Source organism: Pleomorphovibrio marinus (genome assembly GCF_003347495.1).
Lineage (GTDB): Bacteria > Bacteroidota > Bacteroidia > Cytophagales > Cyclobacteriaceae > Pleomorphovibrio > Pleomorphovibrio marinus.
In genome coordinates this window covers 242,943-258,086 of sequence record NZ_QCXY01000006.1, presented here as the reverse complement: position 1 = coordinate 258,086, position 15,144 = coordinate 242,943, and the positions used below count along the sequence as shown (strand labels likewise).

Annotated in this window: 15 protein-coding genes; 13 read left to right on the top strand and 2 right to left on the bottom strand. The window is 42.9% G+C overall.

Annotation, left to right across the window (positions count from 1 at the left end):
• Positions 1 to 94: 94 nt before the first annotated feature.
• The gene (gene mgrA / locus DB520_RS16370; protein ID WP_114750800.1) at positions 95 to 1,114 is read right to left on the bottom strand and encodes an L-glyceraldehyde 3-phosphate reductase; all 1,020 of its coding nucleotides are present in this window, start codon (positions 1,112 to 1,114) and stop codon (positions 95 to 97) included.
• A gap of 49 nt (positions 1,115 to 1,163) precedes the next feature.
• A complete protein-coding gene (locus DB520_RS16365) occupies positions 1,164 to 2,522 on the bottom strand; it encodes an exonuclease domain-containing protein (RefSeq protein WP_114750896.1) in 1,359 nt (452 codons plus the stop codon).
• 443 nt (positions 2,523 to 2,965) lie between these two features.
• Between DB520_RS16365 and DB520_RS16355 the strand changes: the two genes are divergently transcribed.
• From DB520_RS16355 to DB520_RS16295, 13 genes are all read left to right on the top strand, one after another.
• On the top strand, positions 2,966 to 3,502 hold the full coding sequence (locus DB520_RS16355; protein WP_114750798.1) for a DinB family protein: 537 nt from the start codon (positions 2,966 to 2,968) through the stop codon (positions 3,500 to 3,502).
• Positions 3,503 to 3,505: 3 nt separating this feature from the next.
• Entirely contained in the window at positions 3,506 to 4,060 is a 555-nt protein-coding gene (locus tag DB520_RS16350; RefSeq protein ID WP_114750797.1) for a sugar O-acetyltransferase, read from the top strand.
• 75 nt (positions 4,061 to 4,135) lie between these two features.
• Positions 4,136 to 4,807 carry a ligase-associated DNA damage response endonuclease PdeM gene (gene pdeM / locus DB520_RS16345; RefSeq protein ID WP_114750796.1) on the top strand — a complete coding sequence of 224 codons (672 nt, stop codon included), beginning with the start codon at positions 4,136 to 4,138 and terminating at the stop codon, positions 4,805 to 4,807.
• Positions 4,808 to 4,860: 53 nt separating this feature from the next.
• Positions 4,861 to 5,751 carry a cell division protein FtsX gene (locus DB520_RS16340; RefSeq protein ID WP_114750795.1) on the top strand — a complete coding sequence of 297 codons (891 nt, stop codon included), beginning with the start codon at positions 4,861 to 4,863 and terminating at the stop codon, positions 5,749 to 5,751.
• Between the two features lie 3 nt (positions 5,752 to 5,754).
• Complete coding sequence (locus DB520_RS16335) at positions 5,755 to 5,964, top strand: DUF3098 domain-containing protein (RefSeq protein ID WP_114750794.1); 210 nt, start codon at positions 5,755 to 5,757, stop codon at positions 5,962 to 5,964.
• Positions 5,964 to 6,758: an undecaprenyl-diphosphate phosphatase gene (locus tag DB520_RS16330; RefSeq protein WP_114750793.1), complete on the top strand. Its 795-nt coding sequence runs from the start codon at positions 5,964 to 5,966 to the stop codon at positions 6,756 to 6,758. Before DB520_RS16335 ends, DB520_RS16330 begins: the two co-directional genes overlap by 1 nt.
• 1 nt (position 6,759) lies before the next feature.
• Positions 6,760 to 7,446, top strand: coding sequence for a tRNA pseudouridine(55) synthase TruB (gene truB, locus DB520_RS16325; protein WP_114750792.1), 687 nt, complete (start codon positions 6,760 to 6,762; stop codon positions 7,444 to 7,446).
• The gene (locus DB520_RS16320) at positions 7,421 to 8,359 is read left to right on the top strand and encodes a bifunctional riboflavin kinase/FAD synthetase (protein ID WP_114750791.1); all 939 of its coding nucleotides are present in this window, start codon (positions 7,421 to 7,423) and stop codon (positions 8,357 to 8,359) included. Before truB ends, DB520_RS16320 begins: the two co-directional genes overlap by 26 nt.
• 274 nt (positions 8,360 to 8,633) lie before the next feature.
• On the top strand, positions 8,634 to 9,332 hold the full coding sequence (locus DB520_RS16315; RefSeq protein ID WP_114750790.1) for a CoA transferase subunit A: 699 nt from the start codon (positions 8,634 to 8,636) through the stop codon (positions 9,330 to 9,332).
• Between the two features lie 18 nt (positions 9,333 to 9,350).
• Entirely contained in the window at positions 9,351 to 10,010 is a 660-nt protein-coding gene (locus DB520_RS16310; RefSeq protein ID WP_114750789.1) for a 3-oxoacid CoA-transferase subunit B, read from the top strand.
• Positions 10,011 to 10,075: 65 nt separating this feature from the next.
• The gene (gene gldC, locus DB520_RS16305) at positions 10,076 to 10,426 is read left to right on the top strand and encodes a gliding motility protein GldC (protein WP_114750788.1); all 351 of its coding nucleotides are present in this window, start codon (positions 10,076 to 10,078) and stop codon (positions 10,424 to 10,426) included.
• Between the two features lie 314 nt (positions 10,427 to 10,740).
• Positions 10,741 to 13,629 (top strand): TonB-dependent receptor, encoded by a 2,889-nt coding sequence (locus DB520_RS16300; protein ID WP_114750787.1) that lies wholly within the window; start codon positions 10,741 to 10,743, stop codon positions 13,627 to 13,629.
• A gap of 13 nt (positions 13,630 to 13,642) precedes the next feature.
• Positions 13,643 to 15,109 carry an SGNH/GDSL hydrolase family protein gene (locus DB520_RS16295; RefSeq protein WP_114750786.1) on the top strand — a complete coding sequence of 489 codons (1,467 nt, stop codon included), beginning with the start codon at positions 13,643 to 13,645 and terminating at the stop codon, positions 15,107 to 15,109.
• Positions 15,110 to 15,144 lie beyond the last annotated feature (35 nt).

The following is a 15,144-nucleotide window of genomic DNA, read 5'->3' as shown; positions in this document are numbered from 1 at the left end:
ATGCGCTAAAAAAATTAACAACCTAGCAGAGGAATTCGGTCTTCCATGGTAAAACCTTCTTCCTCTACTAGGTTTTTTTTTCACTTACAAACAACTATTTTTTTAATATTTCCTCAATCCGCTTTAACTCGTCCTTAGTAAACTCTAATTTGTTTAGGGCATCAACATTGTCCTTTAATTGAGAAACCTTGCTGACCCCGACCAAAACTGTTGTAATGCGGGGATCTTTTAGCAACCATGCAATTGCCATTTGTGCCAAACTCTGTCGCCTTTCTTGCGCTATGGCGTTCAAACCCTCTACTTTTTGGAGAAGTTCAGGAGTGATGGCATCCATTTTTAGGTACCGGCCGTCCTTTTTGGCACGAGAATCCTCCGGAAAACCACCTAGGTATTTATTGGTTAATACCCCTTGTTCAAGTGGGGAAAAAGCAATTGACCCTATACCTTCTTTTTCCAATACATCCAAGAGACCATTTTCCACCCAACGATCCAGCATGCTATACCTAGGTTGGTGAATCAAACAGGGAGTACCCATGGCTTTTAGCAATTTGGAGGCCTTGGCAGTTTCTTCAGCACTATATTGGGAGATACCCACATAGAGGGCTTTCCCTTGTCTTACTATCTGATCCAATGCTCCCATAGTTTCTTCTAGCGGGGTGTCGGGATCAGGTCGGTGGTGATAAAATATATCCACATAGTCAAGTCCCATGCTTCTTAGACTTTTATCCAAAGAGGCGATTAAGTACTTACGAGAGCCAAAGTTACCATAAGGCCCTGGCCACATATCCCAACCTGCCTTTGAAGAGATGATCATTTCATCCCGATAGGGTTTAAAATCCTTTGACATAATCCTGCCAAAATTCTCCTCCGCGGCTCCGTAAGGAGGGCCATAGTTGTTGGCCAGGTCAAAATGGGTGATCCCTAGGTCAAATGCCTGCCTTAGCAATTGCCTCTGAATTCTAAAGTCATCGGTGTGCCCAAAATTGTGCCATAGGCCCAATGAAATAAGGGGAAGGTCTATTCCACTTTTTCCGCATCTCCTATACTGCATGCGTTGGTATCTGTCATTTGCGGGTTTGTACATGGGCAAGGGTTCGTGGTCTCTAATATCCATTTGAGAAAATAGTTAGTTGAAGATAATCGAGGCTAAAGTTACTCAGTATTTAGGAGGGCAATAAGTAAATATTATCCTTTTTTGCTTTCTCCAAGTAAGACCTAAGCAAATGTTTTGTCTCCATAACCGGTTTTACGGCTTTCAACTGATTGGTAATATCTCCTTCTACTTGATGTTCTCTATCCACAAAACCAAATGCGGACAAGATCCCATTTTCAAAAAGAAGGGCTACTTCCTCTGATTGATCCCTGCCCTTTTCCTTGATCAGGATCCTGGATCCATCCATGCGCACCTTGTCCAAAAATTGCTGGATACGGGCATTATAACTTTCTGGTAATTCAGCCCCCATACAGGCACCGTTGCATGGTGCCCCCTCTAATCCGAAACATGCCCCCTTTGCCTTTTGAATTCCACAGAGTTTAGGGCAAAGGGAATGATTTTTAACCTGGTCCATTAAAAAATGCCAGGCCTCAGAATGGCTGGAGAAAGTACAAATAGGAACCTGTTTCCCGTTAACTTTGGACACTGTCATGCGTTGGTATCCGTTTTGATCTTCATACAAAAAAATCCCCCACCCGTTGCTTTTAACCTTCAAGGAGCGGTTGTATTTTGGCCATAGCCTTTTGATTTCTAAGGTTTCCAGCAACAAGGCTAAAAACTCGTTGCCCGTAAGCTCAAAAGACACATCATGTATTTCCGTTCTAAGGGCAATTTTCGATTTACCCACGAAGTGTCCTTTAAACCTCTTTTTGATATTGTTGGCCTTACCAACATAGATGACTTGCCCCTTGGCATCATGAAAATAATACACCCCTGTCCCCTCTGGAATGTTTTGGTATATATCCTTACTGATGTTAGGCGGCAAGCTCATTTCTGCCCCTTTGTTTTTAAGGGATGCAAGGATGTTTTGTTCAGGATCGTTCTTAAGCAACTGGCCAAAAAGCAATGCCGTGGCATGGGCATCTCCCATCGCTCGGTGCCTTCCATCTATTTTTATTCCCCTGACTCCACAGATAGCGCCCAAGGAATAGCTTCTGTGACCAGGAAAAATCTTCCGGCTAAGCCGTACTGTACATAGTTTGGAGGGATTGTATGCTATACCTACCTTGATGAATTCTTCTTTAATAAAATTTAAATCAAAATTTACATTGTGGGCAACAAAAACTTTGTCCTTTAGCATCCCATATAGCCGTTGGGCAATATCATTGAAAACAGGGGCATTGGATAGCATGTCTTCATTAATCCCCGTCAACCCCGTGATAAATCCGGGCAAGTTACGTTGAGGGTTTATCAAAGTCTGATAGGTATCGCATATGCTATCCCCATCATAGAGAACCACAGCAACCTCTATGATGCGGTTACCGGAAGAAAATCCACCAGTAGTTTCTATGTCAACAATCGCATACAAAACCCCCAAATATTTAAGTCTAATTTATCAAAGGTGGCTCAAAATAAAAGATTTCAAGCCAAAATTAAGGACATTTTGGTTATATTTCCCGAAAGTATTAAATAGAATTTCATTAGCCAATACAATCCCATCTATGGATATGAAACCGAGCATGACGAGCACATCACACATTGGACTGCCCCGGATAGCTATTGGGGTGATTGTTAGATTCTCCCGAATCGAGTCCCCCGAAGCAAATTCGGGGCAGGCAGGTGCAAGCTGCCTGCCTGACGGTTTACCTGCCGAAGGCATGCCAGTCAGGTGTGACCATTAAAAAACAAATTATAAACCTATGAAATCGAGCCTGTCCTGACGGCAGTCAGGGCATGACGCAAGCGAGGCACGGAGGGATGATTATAGACTACGAGATTCCATATGGCCTTTAAAAAACAAATTATAAACCTATGAAAGAAAAAGCCGATAAATGGCAAATGGAAATTGCAGAGCTGAGCTATTCTTTTGAAAAGACCGTAAAAGGCCTTCCTTTGGAAAAGCTCAATCACAAGCCTTCTCCCAATAGGTGGAGCGTAGCAGAAAATCTAGCGCATCTTATAACTGTCAATTCTTCCTATTTCCCAACTTTCGACCAGATCTTAGAGGGCAGTTATCGCGAGTCATGGCTGGCAAAACTGCCATTAATTCCCCAGAAAACAGGAGAATTATTACTTAAAGCCATGAAGCAGCCTAGAAAGACTAAGACTTTTGGAACTTGGAAACCCAATAAAAGTCTTTACGACGAAAGAATCTTAGAGGCCTTTTTTGACCAACAGCACGAGTTGTCCAATTATATCCAACAATTGGAGTCGAAATTGGAAAAAGATGTTATCATCGCTTCTCCAGTGAGCAATTGGGTGGTTTACCCCCTTTTCCTTGCTTTCGAAATAATTATAGCCCACGAGGAGAGGCATTTGAAACAAATCGAACAAACCTTACTAGCATAGCGCATGGCTACAGAAAAAGAAAAGATGCTGGCAGGGGAACTCTATTTGGCTTCCGACGAAACGTTGGTGAAAGAACGGGTTAGAGCTAGAAAGGCTGTGAAAATGTTTAACGAAAGCGACCCCGAAGCCCTTAAGATGGATCTATTAATAGAACTTTTTGGTAAAACCGGAAAAGACTTCTTTGTAGAACCCCCATTTCACTGCGATTATGGTTATAATATTTTTGTAGGTGATCAGGTGTATTTTAACTTCAACTGCGTAATTCTGGATGTAACTCCGGTAAATATAGGCAATCGCTGCCTTTTTGGCCCCCATGTGCAACTTTATGCAGCCACGCATCCCCTCGATGCTAAGACCAGGGGTACCTTGCTAGAAAATGGCAAACCCATTACCATAGGAGATGATGTATGGGTAGGAGGTGGAGCCATAATTTGCCCAGGAGTCACCATAGGTAGCCGGTCTGTTGTGGCAGCAGGTGCTGTCGTTACCAAGGATGTTCCTTCCGATGTTGTGATGGGTGGAAACCCAGCAAAAATCATCAAGGAACTTTCCATATGATTGGCCAGGTTTTCTTAGGATTACTAGTTTAAATTTGTAATACATATCAGGTAGGAAATTTGCACAGCCAATTCTATGATAGAAAAAGGCCAGTTTTCAGGTCAAATTTGTAAAGTTATAAACGGTCAAAAGCTCACTTTCCTGATGGAAAAGGCTTTATGGCAGGAAGATTTAAGTACCCTTTTAATTGCAGACACCCACTTTGGCAAGGCAAGGCATTTTCGTAAGGGGGGAATACCTATTCCAGAAAACATTCATGAATCCGATTTTGCCCTAATTGCAGAACTCATCCGCACAAAAAAGGCCAGAAAGGTAGTTTTCTTAGGTGATCTTTTTCATAGTGACTGGAATACTCATTGGGGGGTTCTTGAGATGTTCATGAAAGAGTTTTCACAAGTGGGTTTTGAGTTGGTAAAAGGCAACCATGACATTTTAAGGGAGGAAATTTATTCCCAATCCCAACTTACTGTTCATCATCACCCTATCCAGATTGGCTCTTTCCTATTGAGTCATGAACCGGTAAATGCGGTGGGGCTTACCAATATATGCGGTCATCTCCACCCGGGAATACGGCTCAGCGGTAAGGGAAAACAGAGCCTTAGGTTTCCTTGCTTTTACGAATCCGAAGATAGAGTTGTCCTGCCTGCTTTCGGGAGGTTTACAGGAACAATGGAAATTAATAATTATGGGGAAGGAATGGCCTATGCGGTAGTGAGCAAAAATCTTATTCCAATCAATTTGTCATAAAGGTTGGTTAAGTAACGGTTGCTCCTTAATTTTGAAAATTATTTATTTTAGCCATGGCAAAAGTACAAAGAAGGAAAACAAGGTTAGGTAGTTATAAATTCGCCAGCGTACTTTTCAGCATTACATTATCATTGTTTATCACGGGGTTATTCGGGTTAATCATAATTCAGGCCAAAACCTTGACGACTTTGATACGAGAAAATATCGAGGTGCAGGTATTCCTCAACAAAGGTTTGTCATCCAACCAAATAAAGGGGTTGGAGCAAACACTGGGAAAGAAGCCTTACGTGCTAAACAAAGAAGGTAAGGCCATGCTCCATTTTATTTCTAAGGAAGATGCAGCCCAGGTTTTTACTCAGGAGGTGGGCGAGGATTTCACCAAATTCCTTAAAGACAACCCCCTTAGGGATTCGTTTACCTTTTCTTTAGAGGAAAGTTACCAGTCCACTTCAATGATCGAGGAGATTGCCCAGGAATTAACATCCATGGAAGGTGTATTTGAAGTGACCTATATGAGTGACTTGGTGGAGTCCATCAACCAAAACTTGGTCAAGGTGAGCCTTGTACTTGGGGCCTTTATACTTATTTTGATGATAACGGTGATCATACTTATCAATAATACCATACGGTTAGCCTTGTTTTCACAGCGTTTCCTAATACGCAGCATGCAATTGATCGGAGCCACTAAGGGATTTATACGGGGGCCTTTTTTGTGGAGAGCTTTTTTTTATGGAGCTTTAGGGGGTATTATTGCCTCCGGGATGTTGTTCCTTTTAATGGAATATGGCAAGCAAATGATAGAGGGGTTTAACTTGTTATATAATTTGGAGTGGCTTCTCCTGCTTTTTGGGGCGTTAGTTTTGCTGGGTGCCTTCCTTTCCTTATTAAGTACCCTTAGGTCGGTCAACAAATATTTGAAAATGTCCTTGGACGAACTTTATTGAATCATGAAGAAAAACGCATTTCCATTTTCTCGAAAAAATTATCAACTGATGCTTATCGGTCTAGGCATCATCATTTTAGGCTTTACTATCATTGGCTTGGACCGTGAACCGCATGGTTTTGGCTTCATGGGACTTACCCTGGGGCCTATTCTCACTATGCTGGGATTTTTATTTCAATTTTTCGCAATATTTTATAGAACTGAAAAAAAATAATGACTGTTTTTGAAGCAATCATCCTTGGCATAGTCCAAGGATTGACAGAATTTTTGCCTGTATCATCAAGTGGACATTTGGAAATCGCATCGGTAATTTTAGGCAGCCGAAGCCTGCCTGAAGAAAGTTTGATGTTTACAGTAGTGGTACATTTTGCCACCGCTCTAAGTACTATTGTAGTATTCCGCAAGGATATTTTAGAAATATTAAAGGGCTTGTTTCAGTTCAAATGGAATGAGGAATCTATTTTTTCGCTTAAAATTATCCTATCTATGATTCCCGCAGTAGTCGTAGGTGTTTTTTTTGAAGAAGAGTTGGAACAGGTCTTTGGAGGAAAAATTGTCTTTGTGGGTTTCATGTTGCTGGTTACCGCAGTTTTACTTTTCTTGGCCGATAAGGCCAAAAACACAGATAAACCGGTATCTTTTAAAGATGCCTTTTTAGTCGGGTTGGCCCAGGCCGTGGCTATGCTACCCGGGATTTCTCGTTCTGGTGCCACCATATCTGCCTCTGTACTTTTGGGTATTGATAAGGGAAGAGCCGCACGGTTTTCCTTCTTGATGGTTTTGCCTTTAATTATCGGTAAAATCGGAAAAGACTTGTTAGAAGGCTCCTTGGCCTATGAAAACGAGCAATTTGGCACAATGGCCATTGCTTTTGTGGCTGCTTTTGTGGCTGGACTTTTTGCCTGTTCTTGGATGATTCAACTTGTAAAACAAAGTAAATTAACGTATTTTTCAGTTTATTGCTTGGTGGTGGGATTACTTGCCATAATTTCAGGTTTATCGATGTAAGATGGATGAAGGAAAGGTGTTTTTAATAAATAAACCACATGGGTGGACATCTTTTGATGTAGTAAAAAAAGTAAGGAATGCGCTCAAAATCAAAAAAGTTGGGCATGCGGGAACCTTGGATCCGTTGGCTACCGGTTTGTTGATACTTTGCGCAGGTAAGGCCACCAAAAAAATCGAATCGTATCAGGCTCAGGAAAAGGAATATACAGGTACCTTTGTACTGGGGAAAACGACAGAGTCTTTCGATCTTGAAAGAGAAGTAATAGAAGTAGCAGACCCATTCCACCTTAGGGATGAAGATATCATCCGTGCCGCAGAAGCGTTGACTGGTTCTATCTCGCAAATTCCTCCTGCCCATTCGGCCATAAAAAAAGATGGCAAAAGGGCATATTTATCTGCCCGAAAGGGGAAAGAAGTGGTTTTGGAACCTCGGATAGTGGAGGTAAAAAAATTTGAGATCACATGCGTACACCTTCCTGAGGTAGAATTCAGGGTAATATGTTCCAAAGGCACCTATATCAGGAGCTTAGCAAGGGATTTAGGCAGTCTTTTAGGAGTAGGTGCCTACTTGTCCAAATTAGAAAGAACCAGAATTGGGGACTTTGAGTTAAACAAAGCTTATGAATTGCCAGTTTTGATTGATAAAATCAATTCCGAAAAGCATGCAGATTTACGAGGACCTGGATGAAATACCTCACATCCAACACCCAGTAGTAACCATTGGCACCTTTGACGGTGTACACCTTGGCCATCAAAAGATCCTGAAAAGGTTGGGGGAGATCGCCAATGCCATAAATGGGGAAACTGTTTTGGTGACTTTTTGGCCCCACCCAAGGATGGTGCTGAATCCGGAAGGGCACAACATCAAGCTGCTTTCCTCTTTTGAAGAAAAAAAAGCATTACTACGGCAATATGGGGTTGATCACCTAATAAGTATCCGCTTCACCAAAGCATTTTCCCAAACCTCCTCCCAAAGTTTTGTAGAGGATATCCTGATAGAAAAAATTGGTACCCAAAAACTGGTGATCGGTTATGATCACCGATTTGGTAGAGGAAGAGAGGGAAGTTTCGAGCACCTAAAAGCTAACCAGGACAAATATGGATTTGAACTCGAGGAAATTTCAAGACAAGACATAGATAACAATGGAATAAGTAGCACCAAAACCAGAGTTGCGCTGGAATCAGGAGACTTGGATACCGCAAAAGCCTTCCTAGGCAGACCCTATGAACTCTCTGGCACGGTAATTAAGGGAAAGCAAATAGGCAGGTCCTTAGGGTTCCCAACCGCAAATATTGAGGTAGCTAACCCAAACAAGCTAATTCCAATGGACGGAGTATACGTGGTGGAAGTGGAATGGGAAGGAATGCTAAAAGAGGGGATGCTGAATATTGGTAACCGTCCTACATTAAGTGGACAAAACAAAACGGTGGAAGTTCACGTATTCGAATTTGAAGGAGATTTATATGGTAAACAGATAAAAGTCTATTTCCATGACTTCTTAAGAAGGGAAAAAAAGTTCGATGGTTTGGACTCACTGAAGGCCCAATTAGCAAAAGATAAAATTTCTACCATGAGTTACTTCCAACTAAAGCCCAAATGAAATCGAGCCTGTCTTGACGGCAGTCAGGGCATGACCAGGATGACTCACAGAGTTCTAAAAATTGGCATTTACAGAAAGGAAATGACATTTGGTTTCTTGCAGGCCTTTCCTGAGTTTTTTCAGGGGCCGCAACGAACCTGCAACGCTCGTGGAGTGAATTAGTAACTCATCATTGGTAGCAATGATTATATAACACCTGCCTGAAGGCAGTCAGGTGCGAGGTTCCTCCCGATAGCAATCGGGAGGACTGCTAAAAAAACAAACAGATGTAGCAATGATCAATAAGACCATCAAAAATGCCGAAGAAGCTGTGAAGGACATTGGGAGCCATTCTGTGTTGATGTTGGGTGGTTTCGGTCTTTGTGGTATCCCGGAGAATTGCATTGCAGCCCTGCTGGAAAGACCCTTGAAGGGACTAACCTGTATCTCCAACAATGCCGGTGTGGACGATTTTGGCATAGGTCTGATGTTGAAGGAGAAAATGGTCAAAAAGATGATCTCCAGCTATGTGGGAGAAAACAAGGAGTTTGAGAGACAATTACTTTCTGGAGAGCTGGAAGTGGAACTCATTCCACAAGGCACTCTGGCAGAAAGGATTAGAGCAGGAGGAGCGGGTATTCCTGCCTTTTTTACACCTGCTGGTGTGGGTACAGAAGTGGGAGAAGGTAAAGAGATCAGGGAATTTGACGGCAAATTATATTTGCTGGAAAGGTGGTTGAGGGCTGATTTCTCCCTGGTGAAGGCCTGGAAAGGAGACACAGCCGGCAATTTAATCTATAAGGGAACAGCACGCAATTTTAATCCTATGATGGCTGCGGCCGGCAGAATAACCATTGCAGAGGTGGAAGAGTTGGTACCTGCAGGAGAATTGGACCCTAATGCCATTCATACACCTGGTATCTACGTGAAATATATTTTTCAGGGCAGCAATTATGAGAAACGAATTGAGCAAAGAACCATAAGAAAGACCTAAAATAACCCGAAAGTACCTATGCTAAGCAAGGAAAAAATCGCACAACGCATTGCAAAGGAGATCAAAAACGGTCAGTATATCAATCTGGGGATAGGCATCCCTACCCTAGTTGCCAACTACATACCCGATGAACTTGAAGTTGTACTTCAAAGTGAAAATGGATTGTTAGGAATAGGCTCCTTTCCTACAGAGGATCAAGTAGATGCTGACCTCATCAATGCCGGGAAACAAACCATAAGCATGGTAAAGGGCTCAGCACTTTTCGATTCTGCGGAATCATTCGGAATGATAAGGGGCGGCCATGTGCACCTGACTATTCTAGGTGCCATGGAGGTCTCAGAAAATGGAGATATTTCAAATTGGAAAATACCAGGGAAAATGGTAAAGGGCATGGGAGGGGCAATGGACTTGGTATCTGCTGCCAGGCAAATCATAGTAGCGATGCAGCACTGTAGTAATGAGGGTAAGTCCAAACTTCTTAAGGAATGCCGATTGCCCATTACCGGAGTAAAATGTGTAAGAAAAATAGTCACTGATCTGGCGGTTTTGGAAATCTTGCCAGAGGGAGGCTTTAAATTGATTGAAAGGGCACCAGGAGTGTCTGCTTCTACTATCCAGGAAAAAACGGAGGGTAAATTGATCATTCCCTCAGAGGTGCCTGAAATGGAATTCGAATGATTTTTTGGTGGATAAGGAGCCATTTCCCTTTTCTTTATTAATTTTGCCCCTTGAAATAGGTACACATGAAAAAATCAGAGATAAAATTTAGTGTTGCACTGGACGAAAAAAACCTTCCTAAATCCATAGAGTGGGAAGCATCCGATAAGGAAGAAGAAGGTTTGGAGTCCACAAAGAGTATCAGCCTAAACGTATGGGACAACCTTAACCACAGTACCTTAAGGATAGACCTTTGGACAGATGAAATGTCTGTGGTGGAAATGAAAAGGTTCTACATTGATATTTTAAGCGGTATGGCACAAACCATCCTTAATAGTACGGGAGACGAATATTATTCCGAAGAAATAAAAGAGCTTTGCGACAGATTGGTAAAACATGTAAATGAGGAAAATCAAAAATCTGATGGACAACCTTAATTGGTTTGTCTAGAAAAGTAACTTTTTTTTCCTCATTTTAAAAAAAGAAAGAGGTGGCCTGATTGTTTTTTTATGGATTCCTGCTTCAATCCCATGTCTTAATTCAAGATTTTTTAATTTTATTAAAAATTATCCTATTTTTAACTATCAAACACTTATATTTTACGTTTAATCCATATTAATGCAAGAGTTTTCTTTGATTGCATAATTCAAGGAACTCTGTTTTGACTATCAAATGGTAGGGTGATAATAGGTATGGCTCTAGAGTCATTATTGTGATGTTTGCGTAAGTATCATATTTAACCCAAAAACCAATGATAAACTATTACCAAAAGTATTGCTCGGTTTTAGCCCTGATAGCTCTATTTTCTTTCAATTATCCTCAAAAAGGATATACCCAGGAACAGGTAACTATTTCAGGTAGCGTAATAGATGCTGATACTAATGACCCTCTTATTGGTGTGAATATCCTGGTGAAAGGTAAGGTAATTGGTACCATAACCGATCTCAACGGGAACTTCAGCCTTAGGGTCAATCAGGCCCCTCCCCTGACCCTGGTATTTTCCATGGTGGGCTTCGCCACTCAAGAAAGGAATATTACCGAAACTAGTGTAAGTAACTTAGTCGTTAATCTGGAGGAACAAACTTTGCTTGGACAGGAGGTAGTGGTTTCAGCCTCCCGAGTGGAAGAAAGTATTCTTCAATCCCCGGTATCTATCGAGAAGATGGACATTTTGGCCATACGGGAAAATGCCAGCGACAGCTATTACAAGGCCATTGCAAACCTTAAAGGGGTGGATATGACGGCTTCCTCGATCAATTTTCAGATTTTGAATGCCAGGGGGTTCAATTCCACCGGAAACACCCGCTTTGTGCAGCTTATCGATGGAATGGATACCCAGGCTCCAGCACTTAATTTCCCCATAGGCAATCTCAATGGACCTTCGGAACTGGATGTGGAGAGTGTGGAGTTTATCCCTGGTGCTTCCTCGGCCTTGTACGGACCCAATGCCTTCAACGGTATCTTGCTCATCAACAGTAAAAGTCCTTTTGAATACCAGGGCTTGAGTGCCTATTATAAGCAGGGGTTTAACCATTTTGGAGGTAGACCCGGGGAACCCAGTTCGCCACAACCTATGTATGAGGGCTCCCTTCGCTATGCCAAAGCCTTCAACAATAAGTTTGCATTTAAAATCAGTGCTTCCTTTATGCAAGCAGAGGATTGGTACGGCACAGACCAAACAGACCTCAATGTTGCGGCACAGGGTGAATTACCTTTTAATCCAGGACAAAATAGCGTCCATGTCTTTGGGGACGAAGTTTCCAACAACATCGGCTTGTTAAGGAACGTCGCTGCGATACAGCAACAAGCCAATGCGTCGGGTTTGGGGGGCTATATTTCCAGCATTCCCGATCAAGTGGTTTCCCGAACTGGCTATGATGAACGATACTTGGTGGATTATGGGGCTAAAAACTACAAGTTGAATGGCGCATTGCACTACAGGGTAAGTGACAGGGCAGAATTATCCTACACCCTAAACTACGGTTCTGGCACCTCGGTTTATACCGGTGCCCAGCGCTATTCCCTAAACAATTTTGAAATTAGCCAACATAAATTGGAGTTGAAGGGAGATAACTTTTTCTTAAGAGGATATACCACAAGGGAAAATTCGGGGGACTCGTACATTGCCGATTTGACCGGGGTAAATATCAACAGTGCATGGAAGGACAACGCACAGTGGTTTGGCGAATACACTCTTAACTATATGGGTGCTCTGGCGCAACAGCAAGTGGCTCCAGGAGGCATGGGTAATCCTTCCCAACAAGCAGCCGCTCACCAATTTGCCCGATCCCAAGCCGACCAGGGAAGGTTCCTGCCAGGAAGCCCAGAATTTAATAATGCAGCAAATGAGATACGTTCTGATTTCATTCCTGGAGGATCCTTGTTTAATGACCAGTCCAGGATGTATATGGCCGAGGGGCAGTACAATTTCAAGGAGGAAATCGACTTTATGGATCTCCAAGTGGGTGCCATGTATAGAGTGTATGACTTGAGATCCAATGGAACCATTTTCGCAGACGTGGAGGGTAATGATATCACAGTCACCGAGGTGGGTGGATTTGCGCAAGGGTCCAAGCGGGTATTGGACGACAAGCTTAAGATTACTGGATCTATTCGATATGACAAAAATGAAAATTTCCAAGGGCAATTCAGTCCAAGAATTTCAGGCGTATATACTGAAGGGAACAGTAATTTCAGGCTTTCTTACCAAACAGGATTCAGGATGCCGACTACTCAGGCCCAGCATATAGACCTCAATGTGATTTCTGCAAGACTTATTGCTGGCTTACCCTATTACAGGGAAAAATACAATGTTTTTGAGAATGCCTATAGCCTCACCTCGGTGCAAAGGTATATTGAAGCTGTTGGCGCGGGGGAAAGTCCCGTCTCCGCAACTGCCACCGGTCATCTGCAAAGGGTGGAATCCTTACCGGACTTGCGCCCGGAACAAGTGAGATCTGTAGAGGTAGGGTATAAGGGATTACTTGCCCAAAACAGGTTGTTGATTGATTTTGCCTATTATTACAATATCTTTAATGACTTTATTTCTCAGACAGCTATAAGAAAGGCAACAGGACCTGTTTTTCCCGGCGCATCCCCAACTACTGAACAAGGAGCCTTGAACGCCATCAATGCTCCCTCCCTATTGACGCCAGTCACTATTCCTGGTCAGGAAAACACCTTTCAAACCTATACCAATATTGTAGACCAAGAAGTAAGGGCACATGGTGCCGCTTTAGGGCTCACCTATAACCTCCCCAAAAATTACACTATCAGTGCCAATTACAATTACAATAAGCTGATCACCGAACTGGATGAGGGTTTTTTGTCCGAATTCAACACCCCTGAGCACAAAGGCAATATTATGTTTGGGAACAGAAAACTAACCAGAAATCTGGGTTTTAATCTTTCCTATCGCTACCAGACAGCCTTTAGATGGGAATCTTCCTTCGCCCAAGGAGACGTGCCTGAGGTACACAATATGGATGCCCAGGTGAGCTATAAGGTAAGTAGCTTAAAATCAATCGTGAAACTTGGCGGATCCAACATCTTCAATAACAGGTACATCCTCAACTTCGGGGGACCTACTATAGGGGCTATCTATTACCTGTCTATCACCTTTGATGAATTGTTAAATTAAAAGGCCAAAAGAAATGAGAACTATAAAACAATTACTGCTCTCCCTCCTATTGATTTTGGCGTTTGCTTGTCAATATGAATTTCCAGAGGACCTGACACCTGCTCCTAGCCAAGGAGATGCGGATTTCTCCAAAATGGTAAGTATAGGGTCTTCGATAACTGCTGGGGTAATGGATGGTGCCCTCTACAACCGTTCTCAACGAAATTCATTTGCCGTTATCCTTGCCAATCAAATGAAGCAAGTGGGGGGAGGTCCATTTAACAACCCCGACATCAATGCAGAGGTAGGTTTTTTTAGTCCAGGTCCAGAGGGGGTAGTTTTGGGAAGGTTAATTTTGAGACAAAACCCTGCAACAGGACAAACCCTACCAAACCCCATAATTCCCGGAGACCCTTTCACCCCATTTGAAGGGGATAAAGCTATGCTCAATAATTTTGGGGTAAACAGAATCTCCTTGGCAACTTCCATGATGCCAGAAGTGGGGGATGTTTCACAGCCTCAGCATCCTGCCTTTAACCCAGAATATGCACGGTTTGCAAGCGATCCAGGAAATAGTACCTTAGTAGGGGATGCCGCAGCGGCACTTTCCGATGGAGGAACGTTTTTTACTTTTTGGCTGGGCAAAAATGATGTGTTGGGGTATGCACTCACCGGAGCAGCAAACCCCCAGCTATTAACTTCGGATGAGAATTTTACCCTAATGTACAATACCGCTCTTAGTAGGATGCTTACTGCAAACCCAGAAGCAAAAGGGGCTGTTGGTAACATACCATCACTCAATGTTTTACCCTATTTCAACTTAGTGCCATGGAATGCAGTACCCTTGAGTTCCGGGCAGGCTACTGCGGCAAACCAAGGTTTCCGAGAATATAATGGGGGACTGGAGCAGGCAGAGGGGGCAAACCTTATAAGCTCAGAAGAGCGGGAACTAAGGACGGTTCAGTTTCAACAGGGGGCAAATGGTTTCCTTATGGAGGATGAGACCCTTACTGACTTATCTGGTTTAGGATTACCTTCCATACGACTGAGTAATGCCGGAGACAGAGCCACTTTACCCCTTTCCCAGGTTCTTGGTCAACCTGTAGACGGAAGCCCTACTGCTATTTTTGGTGTTTCTGTACCTGTTGGAGATGAATATGTGTTGATTCCTACGGAGCAAGAAGAGATTTCCGGTAAAGTAAACTCCTTTAATGCTATTATTCAATCTGCTGTACAAAGCCATTCCGACCGACTGGTTTTAGTAGATATTAATGGTTTGTTCAACCAAGTGGTACAAGGAACTGTAAGCGCAGGCGGAGTGGCACTTACTGCAAGCATAGCCCCTCCAAATGGTGGGCTCTCGGTAGATGGCGTACACCCAAATGCTCGAGGAAGTGCGTTCATAGCAAACCATTTCATTGAGGCTATCAATCAGAAGTGGAATGCAACTATTCCTAAAGCCAACCCCAACGAATTTATGGGGAACGACCTTCCTCGGTAGTAAAATGGTGGGGGAAGTGAAATTTCCTACCCCCA

What these genes read in the sequence shown, in the direction of transcription:
- DB520_RS16340 (WP_114750795.1), top strand. Translation starts at nt 4,861, where the DNA reads ATGGCAAAAGTACAAAGAAGGAAAACAAGGTTAGGTAGTTATAAATTC.
- DB520_RS16350 (WP_114750797.1), top strand. Translation starts at nt 3,506, where the DNA reads ATGGCTACAGAAAAAGAAAAGATGCTGGCAGGGGAACTCTATTTGGCT.
- DB520_RS16335 (WP_114750794.1), top strand. Translation starts at nt 5,755, where the DNA reads ATGAAGAAAAACGCATTTCCATTTTCTCGAAAAAATTATCAACTGATG.
- DB520_RS16330 (WP_114750793.1), top strand. Translation starts at nt 5,964, where the DNA reads ATGACTGTTTTTGAAGCAATCATCCTTGGCATAGTCCAAGGATTGACA.
- DB520_RS16295 (WP_114750786.1), top strand. Translation starts at nt 13,643, where the DNA reads ATGAGAACTATAAAACAATTACTGCTCTCCCTCCTATTGATTTTGGCG.
- DB520_RS16320 (WP_114750791.1), top strand. Translation starts at nt 7,421, where the DNA reads ATGCAGATTTACGAGGACCTGGATGAAATACCTCACATCCAACACCCA.
- DB520_RS16310 (WP_114750789.1), top strand. Translation starts at nt 9,351, where the DNA reads ATGCTAAGCAAGGAAAAAATCGCACAACGCATTGCAAAGGAGATCAAA.
- gldC (WP_114750788.1), top strand. Translation starts at nt 10,076, where the DNA reads ATGAAAAAATCAGAGATAAAATTTAGTGTTGCACTGGACGAAAAAAAC.
- mgrA (WP_114750800.1), bottom strand. Translation starts at nt 1,114, where the DNA reads ATGGATATTAGAGACCACGAACCCTTGCCCATGTACAAACCCGCAAAT.
- truB (WP_114750792.1), top strand. Translation starts at nt 6,760, where the DNA reads ATGGATGAAGGAAAGGTGTTTTTAATAAATAAACCACATGGGTGGACA.
- DB520_RS16355 (WP_114750798.1), top strand. Translation starts at nt 2,966, where the DNA reads ATGAAAGAAAAAGCCGATAAATGGCAAATGGAAATTGCAGAGCTGAGC.
- DB520_RS16315 (WP_114750790.1), top strand. Translation starts at nt 8,634, where the DNA reads ATGATCAATAAGACCATCAAAAATGCCGAAGAAGCTGTGAAGGACATT.
- DB520_RS16300 (WP_114750787.1), top strand. Translation starts at nt 10,741, where the DNA reads ATGATAAACTATTACCAAAAGTATTGCTCGGTTTTAGCCCTGATAGCT.
- pdeM (WP_114750796.1), top strand. Translation starts at nt 4,136, where the DNA reads ATGATAGAAAAAGGCCAGTTTTCAGGTCAAATTTGTAAAGTTATAAAC.